General features: G+C 55.0%; 12 protein-coding genes and 1 tRNA gene. 9 read left to right on the plus strand and 4 right to left on the minus strand.

Annotation, left to right across the window (positions count from 1 at the left end; all coding sequences use genetic code 11):
- Position 1: 1 nt before the first annotated feature.
- Both sepH and serC read right to left on the minus strand, forming a co-directional pair.
- The gene (gene sepH / locus V5S80_RS03950; protein WP_395169482.1) at positions 2–1519 is read right to left on the minus strand and encodes a septation protein SepH; all 1518 of its coding nucleotides are present in this window, start codon (positions 1517–1519) and stop codon (positions 2–4) included.
- A gap of 163 nt (positions 1520–1682) precedes the next feature.
- A complete protein-coding gene (gene serC / locus V5S80_RS03955; protein WP_395169676.1) occupies positions 1683–2843 on the minus strand; it encodes a phosphoserine transaminase in 1161 nt (386 codons plus the stop codon).
- A 417-nt stretch (positions 2844–3260) separates the two neighbouring features.
- Between serC and V5S80_RS03960 the strand changes: the two genes are divergently transcribed.
- Complete coding sequence (locus tag V5S80_RS03960) at positions 3261–4571, plus strand: citrate synthase (RefSeq protein ID WP_395169483.1); 1311 nt, start codon at positions 3261–3263, stop codon at positions 4569–4571.
- 141 nt (positions 4572–4712) lie between these two features.
- Positions 4713–5072: an FKBP-type peptidyl-prolyl cis-trans isomerase gene (locus V5S80_RS03965; RefSeq protein WP_395169484.1), complete on the plus strand. Its 360-nt coding sequence runs from the start codon at positions 4713–4715 to the stop codon at positions 5070–5072.
- Between the two features lie 115 nt (positions 5073–5187).
- Here V5S80_RS03965 and V5S80_RS03970 read toward each other — a convergent pair whose 3' ends face one another.
- A complete protein-coding gene (locus V5S80_RS03970) occupies positions 5188–6768 on the minus strand; it encodes a carboxyl transferase domain-containing protein (protein ID WP_395169485.1) in 1581 nt (526 codons plus the stop codon).
- Between the two features lie 92 nt (positions 6769–6860).
- Between V5S80_RS03970 and V5S80_RS03975 the strand changes: the two genes are divergently transcribed.
- The 7 genes from V5S80_RS03975 (at position 6861) to V5S80_RS04005 (ending at position 14331) form a co-directional block, all read left to right on the plus strand.
- Complete coding sequence (locus tag V5S80_RS03975) at positions 6861–7742, plus strand: aldo/keto reductase (protein WP_395169486.1); 882 nt, start codon at positions 6861–6863, stop codon at positions 7740–7742.
- Between the two features lie 51 nt (positions 7743–7793).
- Positions 7794–10382 (plus strand): HAD-IC family P-type ATPase, encoded by a 2589-nt coding sequence (locus V5S80_RS03980; protein ID WP_395169487.1) that lies wholly within the window; start codon positions 7794–7796, stop codon positions 10380–10382.
- An 84-nt stretch (positions 10383–10466) separates the two neighbouring features.
- A complete protein-coding gene (locus V5S80_RS03985; RefSeq protein ID WP_395169677.1) occupies positions 10467–11687 on the plus strand; it encodes a cation:proton antiporter in 1221 nt (406 codons plus the stop codon).
- Positions 11688–11817: 130 nt separating this feature from the next.
- Positions 11818–11893: transfer RNA gene (locus V5S80_RS03990), tRNA-Arg, on the plus strand.
- A gap of 149 nt (positions 11894–12042) precedes the next feature.
- Positions 12043–12201 carry a hypothetical protein gene (locus V5S80_RS03995; RefSeq protein ID WP_395169488.1) on the plus strand — a complete coding sequence of 53 codons (159 nt, stop codon included), beginning with the start codon at positions 12043–12045 and terminating at the stop codon, positions 12199–12201.
- Between the two features lie 66 nt (positions 12202–12267).
- The gene (locus V5S80_RS04000) at positions 12268–12600 is read left to right on the plus strand and encodes a hypothetical protein (protein WP_395169489.1); all 333 of its coding nucleotides are present in this window, start codon (positions 12268–12270) and stop codon (positions 12598–12600) included.
- Positions 12601–13047: 447 nt separating this feature from the next.
- Positions 13048–14331, plus strand: a complete 1284-nt coding sequence (locus V5S80_RS04005; protein ID WP_395169490.1) for a heparan-alpha-glucosaminide N-acetyltransferase domain-containing protein — start codon at positions 13048–13050, stop codon at positions 14329–14331.
- Between the two features lie 5 nt (positions 14332–14336).
- Here the strand turns inward: V5S80_RS04005 and V5S80_RS04010 are convergent, their stop codons facing one another.
- On the minus strand, positions 14337–14999 hold the full coding sequence (locus tag V5S80_RS04010; protein ID WP_395169491.1) for a hypothetical protein: 663 nt from the start codon (positions 14997–14999) through the stop codon (positions 14337–14339).
- Between the last annotated feature and the right edge of the window lie 25 nt (positions 15000–15024).

The raw sequence follows: 15024 nt of genomic DNA on the forward strand, positions 1-15024 counted from the left end.
CTTAGTCATGATCGCGGCTGTGGTGCCCTCGATTGCGGGGTGGTTCTGAGCGGTTTGTTCGTACGCCAAGCAAGACATCTTCCCAGTGGGGAGTGACAGCTTTCCGACGACGCCGTGGCCGTGATCCGTTATCAGGATTCTGGACACCTGAGTCAGCGGCTGACGGACATACAGGTCCGCCTTGAGCTACCGAATCGTGCCGATCTGGGTTCCCACTGATGGTCGCATCATCGACGGCAGATGCGGTTTCGCTGTGTTCTGATGTGTCCGTGCCCGGTGTGCTGTTGCCAGCGGATGTGGGGTCACCGCGTCGGGTTCGGTGTTCGTCAAGGCCGATGATTTCCATCCGCGCTTTGCGGCGCCGCGTTCGTCGTCCGCGCGCTGTTCGTGGACTGGTGTGGGGTGGGTGAGATTCGCTGGCGAGGCTGGCCCTGGCCGGTATGCTCGTCGACGTGCGGTCGTTGTTGTTCGATGGGGTGGTAGGAGCATGTGGCGCATTGGTGGTGTCGTTATAAGCGAAGTCGGGGTCGCCTTCAGTGTGTAATCCGTGGAGTGGGGAAGCGGACTCCTTCTGAGGTGACGGTCCATATGGGGACGCGCTAGGTTCGTTGTTTGATCCAGTGTGAGGACGGTCACGGCCCGGTGAGGGGCGTCCGAAATCTGGGTCGACAAGGTCGGTAGCGGCTTCGTTGCGCGCGACTGTCGTGGTTGAGCGTCCGTCAGTGTGGTAACTCCATTCAGCGGTGATCTCAGAGAGCTCGGATGTCCAGGTCAGGGTGATAATCCAGAGTCGGGAGTCATCGCGGTAGGCATTCCACGATGCATCTGTGAGGTTCATGCTGCGCGCGGTGAACGCTGTGGCCACAACATCGTCGAGAGTGAGTGTAGATGGGCCGTCTTGACGAACCGGGTGGGATTGACGAGCAATGGCTGTCATGCGCTCACGTTCTGCGAGGATTGGATGAGCGAATGGTTCGATTTTGTATTCCGGCATGCCAGAATCGCGAGCTAGATCGTGGATTGATTCGCCACCGCGTATCCGTGTTTGTATCTCGCGGGGAGTGAGGGTGAGAGCAGGCTCATCTGTATCGAGGCCTGGAGAGTTGTCATCGTCAGGGGGTGGGGTGTTGTGAGCTGGGGGTTCTGCAGGGGGGACGTCTCCGCGGTCGGCGCCGTTGTTTTCCGTGCCGGTGGATTCAGTAGTGGCACTATTTTTATCGTGGTCCCGTTCCGTGATGTCCGCATCGACGACCTCCGCCTCGATTACGGTGTTCAGGAAGGGAGGAGTTTTCTCACTCTGGGTGGGGGTGTCATCGTTGATGGCTGGGTAGTCACCGTCGGGTATATCGGGTAGTAAGCGTTGGAGCGTGCGGGGGAGGTCGCTGGTGAGGGGGAGTGTGAAACGCGGTGTTGTTTCGGAAAGCTCAGCTAATTGATGGTCGTCATTCTGTGAATGCGCCACCGTAAAGACCAGGTAGTCGTCTGTGCATTCCTCAGGTATGAGGGACAGTGTCTGCATTACTACCTCCTGGTCGACCACATTGTACTTTCATTCCGACCCTGTTTCTTAGATCACCCCTTACCTTAGCTGGATTAATCAAATGACGGTGGATACGCGCTGGACGGAGCGTGCATAGCTGAGAAAAACACTGTTTGCGCGTCGACAAAGCGCATGAGTAAAACTAGTTCTTGGTTGCTAATTCATTGTCAAAAATGTAATCAAGAGCAGACACAAGCTTTTCCACATCACCAGTGTCGATAGCTGGAAAAGTACCAATACGCAGCTGGTTTCGACCGAGCTTACGGTACGGTTCGGTGTCTACCACGCCATGAGCACGCAGAATCGCAGCTATCTGCGCTGCATCGATTCCGTCATCAATATCAATTGTTGCCACAACAAGCGATCGATTTTCAGGATCACTGACAAACGGTTGAGTTTCCGAACGTTTGTCAGCCCAGTTGTAAATTACACGTGACGACGCTGAGGTGCGACGAACCATTTCCTCTAATCCACCGGAGTTATTCATCCACTGTACTTGCGCATCCATCATGATGAGCGTGGCGACCGCTGGCGTGTTATATGTCTGATTCTTTCGCGAATTATCAACAGCTGTCTGCAGATTGAGGAATGCAGGAATAAAGCGACCAGAGCGGGAAATCTGTTCAATTCGATCTAATGCTGCGGGACTCATCGCGGCGAACCACAGGCCTCCATCTGATGCGAAGCACTTCTGGGGAGAAAAATAGTAGGCGTCTGCGTTGCTAACATCGACGGGTAAGCCGCCAGCTCCTGAGGTGGCGTCGATGAGGACGAGTGCATCACTGGAGGGGCGTTCGACTGGAACCATGGCGCCGGTGGACGTTTCGTTGTGTGCCCAGGCAACGACATCAGCGTCAACGTTATTGAGTTCACACGGCTTGGGGGCGCTCCCGGGCTCGCTGTCACAAACAATGGGAGCCTCTAGCCATGGTGCTCGTTGGGCGGCTGACGCAAACTTCCCAGAAAATTCTCCATACGTCAGATGCGCAGAACGATTCTCGATGAGCCCAAACGTTGCCGCATCCCAGAAGGCGGTCGCCCCGCCGAGAGATGTGACTATTTCATACCCATCAGGGAGGTGAAAGAGTGATGTCAAACCATCTTGAATAGAGGCGACGATGTTCTTGACGCCTGGTTGACGGTGAGATGTTCCCATCGTAGTCAGGGCAGCGGCGCTGATGGCGTCAATCTGCTCGGGGCGGATTTTAGATGGTCCGCACCCAAAGCGTCCGTCGGTGGGGAGGAGTTCGTTGGGAATACGGGGCGCCTCATGCGGTGTGGGGGAGTCGGTGGTGTGTGTCATGGTGATTCGGCGTGGTCTCCTCATGTAGGGAATGTGGGAATGGTGGGTTCTACTCGACCATAAAAATAATGATGATGTGAGTGGTTGCGGACGTACCGACGTAGTGTGGCCCCAAAAGAGGGTGGATTTATGTCGGTTCCCTGGGGTGTGTCACCCACGTCACAGCCTTTGTTACACTGTGTGACATACCATTAACAGGGTGTGTCTGCTGTCGTCCCGCGCGTGCGGTTCTGCTCTGGCCTTCAGAGATGGGGCGTCATCGTCATATGGTGGTCGCGCTGGAAAGGTGCGCAACCCGCGCCGATGAACGCGGCTGTCAACTGGGAATCTGCCCTCTATGATGTGCGAGCGCGGGGAGTGTATGAGTGAGCGTCAGTTCCGCACGGCATAACCACTGCTCTCGGAGAAAGGGAAAACATGGCTAACAACAATGCTGCAGAGGCCAAGGATAAGGCTGTACTTACCTACCCTGGAGGCAGCTATGACATGCCGATCATCAAAGCCACTAACGGAAACGACGGCATCGCCCTGGGTAAGCTACTCCAGGAAACCGGCTACGTCACCCTCGATCCCGGCTATGTCAACACCGGCTCCACGCTCTCTAACATCACCTATATTGACGGCGCCAACGGAATCCTACGCTACCGCGGGTACCCTATTGAGGAACTCGCAGAAAAAGCAACCTTCAATGAGGTCTCTTACCTCCTGATTAATGGCGAGCTTCCCACCCAAGAGCAACTCGACGAATTTAACCGCAGTGTTCGCCGTCACACACTGGTTGACGAAGATTTCAAAGATCACTTCTCGATCTTCCCCCGCACGTCACATCCGATGGCAGTCATTGCCTCCGCACTGAACGTCCTATCCACCTATTATCAAGATTCCCTTGATCCACTCGATCCGACCATGCAGAAACTCAACACCTACCGCCTGATGGCGAAGGTGCCGGTCCTCGCTGCCTACTCCCACCGTGCACGCCGTGGACAGCCGTTCATGTACCCGGATAACTCCCTGAACGCCCGCCAAAACTTCCTACGCATGATGTTCGGCTATCCGACCGAAGACTACGAGGTTGACCCCATCCTCACAAAGGCACTTGACCAGCTCCTCATTCTTCATGCCGATCACGAGCAGAACTGCTCCACATCCACCGTGCGCATGGTGTCTTCTGCTCAAGCCAACATGTTCGTTTCCATCGCAGCGGGCTTTAACGCCCTGTCTGGCCCGCTCCATGGTGGCGCCAACCAAGCTGTTTTGGAAATGCTTCAGACCATCAAGGACAACGGTGGCGATGCCACCGAGTTCATGAACAAAGTGAAGAACAAGGAAGATGGCGTGAAGCTGATGGGCTTTGGCCACCGCGTCTACAAGAGCTACGATCCGCGGGCGGCGATCGTCAAGAAGATTGCCGACCGTGTCCTCAACCATCTCGGCATCAACGATGACCTCCTGGAGATCGCCGTCAACCTTGAGCAGATTGCTCTCAAAGACGACTACTTCATCGACCGTAAGCTGTACCCGAACGTCGACTTCTATACCGGTCTCATCTACAGAGCAATGGGCTTCCCGACAGACTTCTTCACTGTCCTGTTCGGAATGGGCCGCCTGCCAGGATGGATCGCCCAACACTTGGAGCTCGTCAACGACAAAACCTCACGAATCAACCGCCCCCGCCAGGTCTACACCGGCTACACTGAGCGCCACGTCATTCCACGCAACGAGCGCTAGAACTCATTGAATAGGCCCCGCCAAGCACCCCCACTGTGAGCCAAGTCCGCCACCACCAGCTAGTGTGGTGAGCCGAACTTGGCTCATTGTGCGTTCAACTACCCTGCACATAGTGAGCCTCCAACCAAAGGAGAAAAACCCATGAGCAAGCCAACGATTGAAGTTCAGTCTGGTCCTGCGCCGAAAGAACTCCTCATCGACGACATCACCGTCGGTGACGGTCCCGAAGCACAAGGTGGCGCCGAGGTGGAGGTCCATTACGTTGGGGTGGACTTTGAAACTGGCGAAGAATTTGATTCCTCATGGGATCGGGGGCAAACCATCACCTTCCCCCTCACTGGCCTGATCGCCGGGTGGCAAGAAGGAATCCCCGGCATGCGCGTCGGTGGACGCCGCAAGCTCACCATCCCCCCAGAGCTGGCCTACGGCCCCGCTGGCACCGGTCACCCGCTTGGCGGTCGCACCCTCGTCTTCGTCATCGACCTCGTTGACGTTAAATAATACCCACCAGTGGGCGGGCAGTGCTGTCATCGACCCGCATGAGCCGTCATTGGCAACAAGGAAGCAGACATACACGGTGTGAACCGAGGCTGCAGAAGAAATATATCGCTGCTGGCTACAACAATGCAGCGAGCCTCTCATAGTGGGCACGGCGCTGCTCGCGCCCACATCGCACCGTGGAGGTAATTTTCACCTCCCACAGAGCATGTGCGATGGCCTCGATAACGGTAGTGCTGTCGGCGTCCGCGTCGCTCGTGCCCAACGCCGGGATAATCCGATCAATAATGCCACGATCGTAGAGTTGGCCCGCTGTCACTGACTGACTCTCGATCATTTCTGCTGCATGACCGACATCGCGGTGAATGACCGCGCTCGCGCCCTCCGGGGGAAGAGGCGCCAACCATGCGTCCTCACACGCCAACACCTGATCGGCAGGCACCAATGACAATGCAGCACCACCGCATCCTTGACCGATAATCACTGATACTGTTGGCACATCAAGATTCACAACCTCGGTCAGAGTTCGGCCAATGGACCATGCCATTCCGGTTTGTTCCGCATGGTCGGACACTTCACCACCAGGCGTATCGATAATGCTGACCAACGGAATGTCTAACTCGCGCGCCAACATCACTCCGCGTCGCGCACACCGCATTGCTTCCGTACCCAGCGGAGTTCCCCCCAAGGGTTTTTGCGCCCTACGATCCATGCCAACGAGCACCAAAGATTGGCCACTGATCCGCGTCACTCCAACAATCACGGCATCAGAGGTTCGGCCATCGCCACTACCTGATAGTGGAATCCACTGGTCAGACAAGACATTGACAAGATCTGCGGTTCCGGTTCTCTGTGGGTTGCGGGTTCGTGTGACAGCATCCCACGCAGACATCACGGTGCCCGATAACGACGCTGGTTCGCACGCTTCACGCATCTGGTCGGGCTGAATGAGAACATCAAAAAGTTTGGTGACGCGATCGCGAAGACCGGCGGGGTGGATTACCCCATCAATAACTCCATGATGAGAGAGGTGTTCACTGGTCTGCACACCCGGAGTCAGCGGGGTGCCTGTTGTCAGTTCGACAACACGCGGTCCAAGAAAACCCACTGTGGCACCAGGCTGTGCGAACGTGAGGTGTCCTGCCGCACCCCATGACGCCATGGCGCCACCTGTTGTGGGATGTCTCAAGTACACCAGGTAGGGAAGATGATGGTCTTTATGTCTGTTGATCGCCGCGGTAATTGAAATTACGAGAACGAAGGCCGATGACCCCTCTTGCATCCGTGTTCCACCTGAGGCGGGCGAAATGAGAAGGGGTAGCCGTTCGGCGGTGGCACGGTGGATGGAATTGATAATTCGTCGGGACGTCGCTGCGCCGAGGGAGCCACCGAGGAAAGAAAACTCTGAGGCTATCACGGCGACGCGGTACCCATTGATCGTTCCCTCACCGGTAACAACGGCTTCATCGACGCCAGATTTTTCACGTGCGTGAGCTAGCGTTGCTATGTAATGATCGGGAATGTCACCATATTCGGGTGGGGTGTCCCAGCTGGTCCATGAGTCGGGATCGAGAACATCGTCGATGAGTTCGTAGGCGGACAGATGCGGGGGATAAGTATCTGGCGTGAAGGCTGCTGGTGGGTTGGTGGTAGATGAGCCGGATGGCGACGTGGGGGACGTGTCTGAATCTGATGCCATTGTTCCAAGCGTAGCTGGTCAAGCTGGCGACGGGGGTGTGTCTGTGACCAGGCCTTCTGCGAGGGAAGTGTGTTCCGTGTTCAATGGATCGCATGGCTAATGATATGTTGACTGGACACACGCCACCACCCATTGGAGGCCCGACTGCCACCTTAAGTGACGGAATGATCATCCCACGACTGGGCTTTGGCACATGGGAGCTCTCCGAGGATGAGGCATATGCCTCAGTGCGCACCGCGATTTCCGCTGGGTTCCGGCGTATCGATACCGCAATGATCTACAAGAACGAGGAATCAACCGGTAAAGCTATCCGCGATGCGATCACCGAGGGAGAAATTACCCGCGAGGAACTCACAGTCTCCACTAAGCTGTGGAATGCAGACCAAGGCTATAGATCAGCCATCGATGCCTTCAATACCAGCGTGAATAAGCTCGGCCTCGACTATATCGACATCTACTTCATCCACTGGCCCTGCCCTGAGAAAAACCAGTACAACGAGTCATTTCGCGCCATGACTGAGCTGAAGAACCGGGGCCGTGTCCGATCGGTCGCGGTGTGTAACTTTTACCCAGAAGTGTTGGATGACCTTGTGGCAGAGAGTAGTGCGATGCCGACGATCAACCAGATTGAGCTTCATCCAGGTTTTTCGCAGCAGGCCATGCGTTCCTATGATGACCAGCACTCTATGTTGACGGAATCATGGTCCCCGTTGGCTCGCGGTGCGTACTTCGATGAACCAGTTATTCAGGAGTTAGCGAGCAAATACGGGAAAACTCCAGCACAAATTGTATTACGCTGGCATCTCGACCTCGGCTTGTCGGTATTGACGCGGTCTAAGTCGCGGGATCATGTTCAGTCCAACGTGGACATCTTTGACTTCTCATTAACCGATGCGGAAGTCGAGTCAGTGACGGCACTCGACCGCGAGGATGGGCGAATCGGCCCGGACCCCAGTACGGCGAATTTTGAGTAGAACAGTGTGACGCGGCGATGTGTGTAGTGAGTGTTTCTCTACAATGAGCACATGCCCCAACAACAGTCCGACACTCAGACGTCATGGAACCCTGCTGTCGAGGATACCCGTGAATATCGCACGGACCCCTTGGTTGGGTTGACCTCACAGCAGGTTGAGGAGCGACGTCGGGAGGGGAAGGGCAACGCGCTGCCTGATCGATCCGGGCGTTCTACCTGGTCAATTATCAAGGCTAATGTTTTTACCCGTATCAATGCGATGTTGGGTGTCCTTCTCGCCATTGTGGTGGCGACGGGCTCATTCATCAACGCGATGTTCGGGTTACTGATCATTGTGAACTCTGCCATCGGCATCATCCAGGAACTTCGCGCGAAGCGAACCCTAGACACACTCACCATCGTCGGTGAGGCGCGTCCCACGGTCCGTCGAGATGGAGAAGACCGCGAGATTTCCCGTGATGAGATTGTTGTGGATGACCTCATCGTCCTCAAATCCGGGGTCCAGGTCATCGTGGATGGGGTTGTCGTCGACTCCGAGCATGTGGATATCGACGAATCAATGTTGACTGGAGAATCCGATCCCGTCGAGAAAACACCAGGTGACGAGGTTTTCTCGGGGTCATTTGTGCAAGCCGGACATGGACTATACCAGGCAACAAAAGTCGGAGCAGATTCATATGCCGGAAAGCTCACTGCCGCCGCGAACAAGTTCGAGCTTGCTGATTCTGAGCTCATGACCGGGATCAACAACATCCTCCGAATCATTACATGGTTGTTAATCCCGACCGGAATACTCACAATCTGGACTCAACTGTTCCGCTCGGGGGATTCACTTCACGATGCCGTCCTGGCCATGGTTGCAGCTCTCGTCCCCATGGTTCCCGAAGGCCTAGTCCTGATGACATCGATCGCGTTCGCCGTCGGAGTTGTCCGGTTGGGGAAGTTTAAGGCATTGGTCAACGAACTCCCCGCTATCGAAGGCCTCGCCCGTGTCGACGTCGTCTGCACCGATAAGACAGGGACACTGACGGAGAACACCATGGTGCTCAATGACGTGCTGGAGCTGGATACGGCCCACCGAACCGCAGCCAGCACCGAAGAGTCCAGAAATGGCGACGGTGACACCAACGAGGAGACAACAAGGAGACCATCATCGGACGGGCCAGCACCGGCGCGCTTGTCTGAAACTGATGAAGGATGGGTTCGAGCAGATCGCGACGCGCTACGCGCCTTGGCAGCATTAGTAACAGCGGATAACGATAAAAATGACACCTCAGAGGCCATTGCCGAAGGAATCAAACACCTTGATCCCGATGCAGAGTGTGATCCTGACAAGATGGTGCCGACCGACACGAAGGCGTTTTCCTCGGCACGGAAGTGGTCTGGTGCGACCTTCGGCGACGCTACCTGGATCATAGGTGCACCCGATATCATTGCTATGCCGGGCTCTGACGCTGCTCGCGTTGCCGACGCTGTGGGGCGAGAGGGACTACGGGTCCTGCTGCTCGCACAGACATCGAAGAATGTGAACGACATTACGGCGACACCGAAAAAACCTGGTGATGACGACCTCACACCACGTGGACTAATTGTGTTGGAACAGAAAGTCCGGGATGATGCCCCAGAAACAATCGCCTACTTTGATCAAGAAAAAATGCATGTCAAAGTCATTTCCGGGGATAATGCCGAATCGGTCGGGGCGGTTGCCGCATCTGTTGGTATTAACAACGCTACCACCATTGACGCCCGCGACCTTCCGGACGTCGACACTGATCAGGCAGGATTTGACAGTGTTGTCGAAGAATCAACCGTCTTCGGCCGCGTGACCCCAGAACAGAAACGCGCGATGGTCGGAGCTCTGCAACGCAATAATCACACGGTGGCCATGACGGGCGACGGAGTCAATGATGTGTTGGCACTCAAAGACGCTGACACCGGCATTGCGATGGGCGCCGGGTCGCCTGCGACCCGATCCGTGGCCCAACTCGTGCTATTGAATAACTCGTTCGCAACGTTGCCGCACGTCGTTGCAGAGGGGAGGAGGGTGATTGGCAACATTGAGCGTGTCGCCAATCTTTTCTTAACAAAGACAGTCTATTCCGTCCTGTTGGCGCTCGTAGTCGGCGTTTTCGGTATGAGCTATCCGTTCCAGCCAATTCACGTGACGATGACTGGTTGGTTCACCATTGGCATTCCAGCGTTTATTTTATCGCTCGCACCAAACCATGAACGGGCGAGATCGGGTTTCGCGCGCCGTGTTCTCATGGTGGCTGTTCCATCCGGTGTGCTTATTGGTGCGGTGACGGTGGGTTTCTGGGCCTGGGTGATGCAGGGGAGTAGCACGCGGTCGCAAGCATCGACTGCAACCTTGGCAGTGATGATCATCATGGCACTGTGGGTGCTTGTTGTGGTGGCCCGTCCATATCAACTGTGGAAAATCATGCTCTTGGTCGTGTCTGGGTGCGCGTACGTTCTCATTTTTTCTATACCTTGGATTGCTCATGTTCTGCTGTTAGATCCAACGAATCTGGGCTTGATGTCTCACGCCGTCATCGTCGGCGTGTGTGGATGTGTGGCGATCGAAATATCGTGGTGGATGAGCCATCTCACACGCGGGGATGCCAGAGTGTGGGAAAAATAGTATCCCGTTTGTTGTAGTAGATTCGTGATGATCCACACAGTATGCTTGTGGGCCATGATTCCAGTCCATGCAGCCGACAACGCAATGGCGGTCTCGCAGACGGTGCTGGCTGCCGGCCAGGCAAATACAGACACCATGATCTCGTTGACCGCTATTTTGGCTGTGGCATTGTTGGCACCGATCTTGTCTTTTATGACGGGAAAACGTATTCCGTCGGTTGTTTTCCTGATCGCATGTGGCGTGGTGATTGGCCCAAGCGTGTGGGGCGCCGCGGATATTGATTCGGGAATTTCAATTTTGCGTCAACTGGGGTTGGGAATGTTATTCCTTTTGGCTGGCTATGAAATGGATACGGATTCGTTGCGTAGCAAAGAGGGGGCGAACGCGGTGGTGACCTGGCTGATGTGTTTAGCATTGGCCTTTGCTGGAGCATTGATTTTCCTGGGGGGAGATAACGCGATGACTGCGGTCACGTTTGCCATCGCGGTGACCTCGACAGCTTTGGGTACCTTGTTGCCAATTTTGAAGCAATCGGGCCTTCTCCGGACGGATGTTGGGAAGTCTGTCATGCTTCATGGCGCTATTGGCGAATTGATGCCGATTATGGCTATTGCCTTGTTGTTGTCCGCACGGTCGACCGGTGTGACGTTCCTTATTTTGGTTGCGTTTTTCGCGATCGCGGCGATGGTGGCGATTGTGCCGCGTACCGTGGCCGCAGTTGTGCCATGGGTCGGGCGTGCCATTATCGACGGTGCGTCAGCGACTAATCAGTCGATTGTTCGCATGGTTGTGCTGATGTTGGCCATTTTGATGACGGTAGCTGCCGTGTTCGATCTTGATGTTGTTTTAGGTGCTTTCGCTGCGGGTATCGTGTTGCGCGGACTCGTGCCTGATCGTGCTCGTGGACTTATCGAAGAGCGTTTGGATGTGGTGGGGTATGGATTCTTCATCCCAGTATTCTTCGTTTGTTCGGGTATCAGCATTGATGTTGAGACTGTGGGTGCCAACCTAGGGATGTTGTTTGCTGTGGTGGGGGGCATTTTGGTAGCCCGCGGCCTTCCGGTGTTTGCGCGGGACATGTTTATGACGACGGGATCTAAGCTCACCACCACGAAACAGAAACTCCAGCTTGGCTGTTACGCGGCCACGGGTTTGCCAATCATTGTTGCGGTGACGGAGGTGGCGAGACACGCAAAGTTGTTGGATGCGTCGGCTGCGTCGCTGTTAGTCGCTGGTGGTGCGGTCACTGTCCTGTTGTTTCCACTCATTGCCGCCGTACTACAGCCCAAGGGTGGACGGGAATAGTAGGGGGCGGGTTTCCTGCTTTCCACACCGGTCGGCTATCCTTGTTCTTGCATTCGTTCCATTGGATGATCAAGAATATGGCTGTCAAAAACCATGTGACCAGTAGGAATGTGGTGTGTTGTAGTGTTTTGCCCTAGTAGCTCAGTGGATAGAGCACGGCTCTCCTAAAGCCGGTGTCGGAGGTTCGATTCCTCTCTGGGGCACCAAACAGACGGTGGAGGCCCTTATTACCGTGCCGCGGTAATAAGGGCCTCCAGATATGTATAGCGGAGGGGCCATGGAAAAATTCAGTGTGCTCGTAGGCCGCTGGTGTCGCAGATATGAGTGTTCATACGCCTATGGAGATCAGTATCCAATGAAAGAGTTAAGTCTATTCTCGAATAAGCCAATTTTGGGATTCTCTGCGGTTACTGCCACTGCGTTTATTTCGATGGCTGCATCCGGTACTCCGTCTCCGCTCTATGTTGCTTACCAGGAGGCAGGAGGGCTTTCGGTGGTCTTGTCCAGATTTTAATCGCATTATCCAAAAAACAAAAATAGCAGATTATTTGGAGCTGGGCTGTCAATTTTAATAGCCAGTATGATTCTTATTGATGTTTCAATGCGCACGAAAGGAGTTTATATTTTCTTTTTAAGTGCATGTGTTGTTGGCCTTGGTTTTGGAGTTACTTTTATGGTCTCCACAGCATTGGCGCAGCGTTCAGTGGCGCCGGATGCAGTCGCAGAAAGCATGTCGACATGCTTTCTTATTGAGTATGCCGGCATTAGTGTTCCCGCGCTTCTTGCTGGTATATCCATTTCATGGTTTGGTATTCAGTCTGTAACCGATGTATTTGTTGGATCTATTATTCTCCTTTCAGTTGCATTTTTGGTTAAGAATCACCGTATCGTGTCCCAATCAGCCGTTGGATAACGTAAATATGAGTCGACCGTTGCGCCTTCCATGTCCGGTGGTGGAGTGGAGTCTTTCGAGCGCTGGTGGCAGAGGAAGTTCGCGTGGCTCAGTGGTTTAGTAAGGAAGAAGCCCGCCGTATGGAGGGTGCTAAAAAAAGGGGGAGCGGTCAGTACTTTCACCGCAATTGTCTGTGGGAGGATAACTGATCGATACATGGGTGCATGGGGCTCTCCCGTGACCGTAAGGGCTACCGATCCGTATAGATATTGTGCTCCCACATGAGCGACAACGAATTGAATCAGCCGGCGGAGGGAACAACAGTGACGACTAGCCGGAATGTTCCCTCATAAAAGGTTCGGCGCCGCCCGGCCGATTGTCTCCAGGCAGCGGAGGCCCACTCGACCCTTTCTAAGGATGGCTAAACATATTTTCGGTTGAGGGGGCTACCGGGTTAGCCTTCCCCGCATGACAGAATCTATTCGCCCCGTCGAACGGCTGACAGCGAGCGTTCAGCCCCCGAGGCTCCCGGGAATTGATGTTGCCCGTGCCTTGGCGATTTTCGGGATGGTCGCAGCCCACGTGGCTTCCGGCCCCCCGGCCGTAGACATCACACACCCATCAACCTACCCAGCTCTTGTTCATGGACGCCCCTCCATTCTCTTCGCGCTCCTCGCCGGTGTATCACTGAGTTTGATGACAGGGCGAGGCACACGCCCAGCAACACCCGACGCTGCACGAATAACCAGACTACAACTCATCGGGCGCGCCCTCGCCATCTTCTTCGTCGGGTTGCTCTTGGAACTCCTCGGCACCGGCATCGCAGTCATCTTGACGTTCTACGGCGTCTTGTACTTCGTATCACTGCCCTTTGTCTGGGCGAAGACACGAACTCTCGTGGCTACTGGCCTGACTTTGGGCCTAGTGGGCCCATCGGTCCTCGCAGTCATTGACTACCTGGTGCCACAATCAACCATGAGTACGGCAACTGACCTTGTATTGGGCGTGGCATACTCACTCCCCACCTTCTGGGGAATTCTTCTCCTCGGAATGGCCATTGGCCGGCTCAACCTAACAAACACTCGTGTCCTCGCCGGCATGGTCGCAGTCGGGGTATGCGCAAGTACCGTGGGATACGGTGTGGGAACAACCATTGGCAATACTGATGGTCCCACCGGTGCCGGGATGAACCACGGCGATCGACAAAGCGGATCCACATCAAAATTGGCGCAGCTCATCTCACAACTGAAACAAAAGAAACAACAGCAGCCTAACGGCAACCAGAAACTGGATCCCTCACCTGAAAAACCCGAAGAAGGGACGCCGGCACCAGGAATCGTGAGCAAGTGGGGTCAGTACCGAGAGTCCCTTGGCAGCGCACAAGAATTCGGAAAATCCATTAAAGATTCCGTGGTGAGTTCCACACCACATAGCGGGGGAGCCGCAGAATTCATCGGATCAGGCGGATGCGCACTCATCATTGTGGGCCTATGCCAGCTTGTGGTGACACGGGCACGCCGCTGGTTTATCCCACTCGCGGTAACAGGAGCCATGCCGTTAACGATTTACACCGCCCACGTCATCGTCGTATTCGCCGCCGTCGGCCCAGGAGGGAGGATCTCCTCCAACCTCCTCTATTGGACCTTAGTCATGGGTTCCATTGCCGGTGCTAATGCGTGGATGGCATTTTGTGGGCGCGGGCCATTAGAGCGGTTTCCGCGTTGGCTGGGCGGCAAGATCGCTGGCCAGTAAGGTTACTACCTTCGGACCGCTGAATTTCCGATTGGCGCAATAAGATACACCACCGGAAGCCCGACAACCAGATTCATGAGGGACTCGACGACACCGTTGTACAACGGTGTCGTCAACAATAACGGAAGAACAACTGCCGCGACCAGTAGAACCCCAACGATCCAACTGTAAAACAGCGACGGAAGCGTCGTTCCAATATTGAGAACCCACCAGAGCAACGCCGCCAAAAGAGCCACCACCGCAGCGAAAATCGCGTAGTAGGTGCGATCAATAGGAGGATAAGCCCAGTCCACATACGTGGCGATCCGCTCCATGACAAGCTCAAGGATCCACGCCACCACATACGCGGTAATCGACGCCACAGCGGCAACCGCGACAACAGAACCAATAAATTTCGGAATATCAAACTGATCACTCACAGACGGAGAAACCTCCTGTGAGCGCGACTGCTGCGGCACCGATGATTGGTTCGACACCTGCTGATAGTCCTGATAACGCGCATACTGCTGTGTCTGATGCTGCTCCTGGCGCTCGCGGGGATCAGAGTAATAACCATCCTGATAGCCAGAGTTGGCACGGCCCGAAAAACGGTCGGAATAACTGCTAGGGAAAATCTCCGTCTCGTCATTCGCGTTGCTGTAACGGGGATCATAGTCACGGTGAGGCATGAATAATCAGTCCTTGTCGTTATAC

The sequence above is a fragment of the Corynebacterium sp. PCR 32 genome (assembly GCF_037464985.1).
In the GTDB taxonomy this organism is placed as follows: Bacteria; Actinomycetota; Actinomycetes; order Mycobacteriales; family Mycobacteriaceae; genus Corynebacterium; species Corynebacterium kroppenstedtii_D.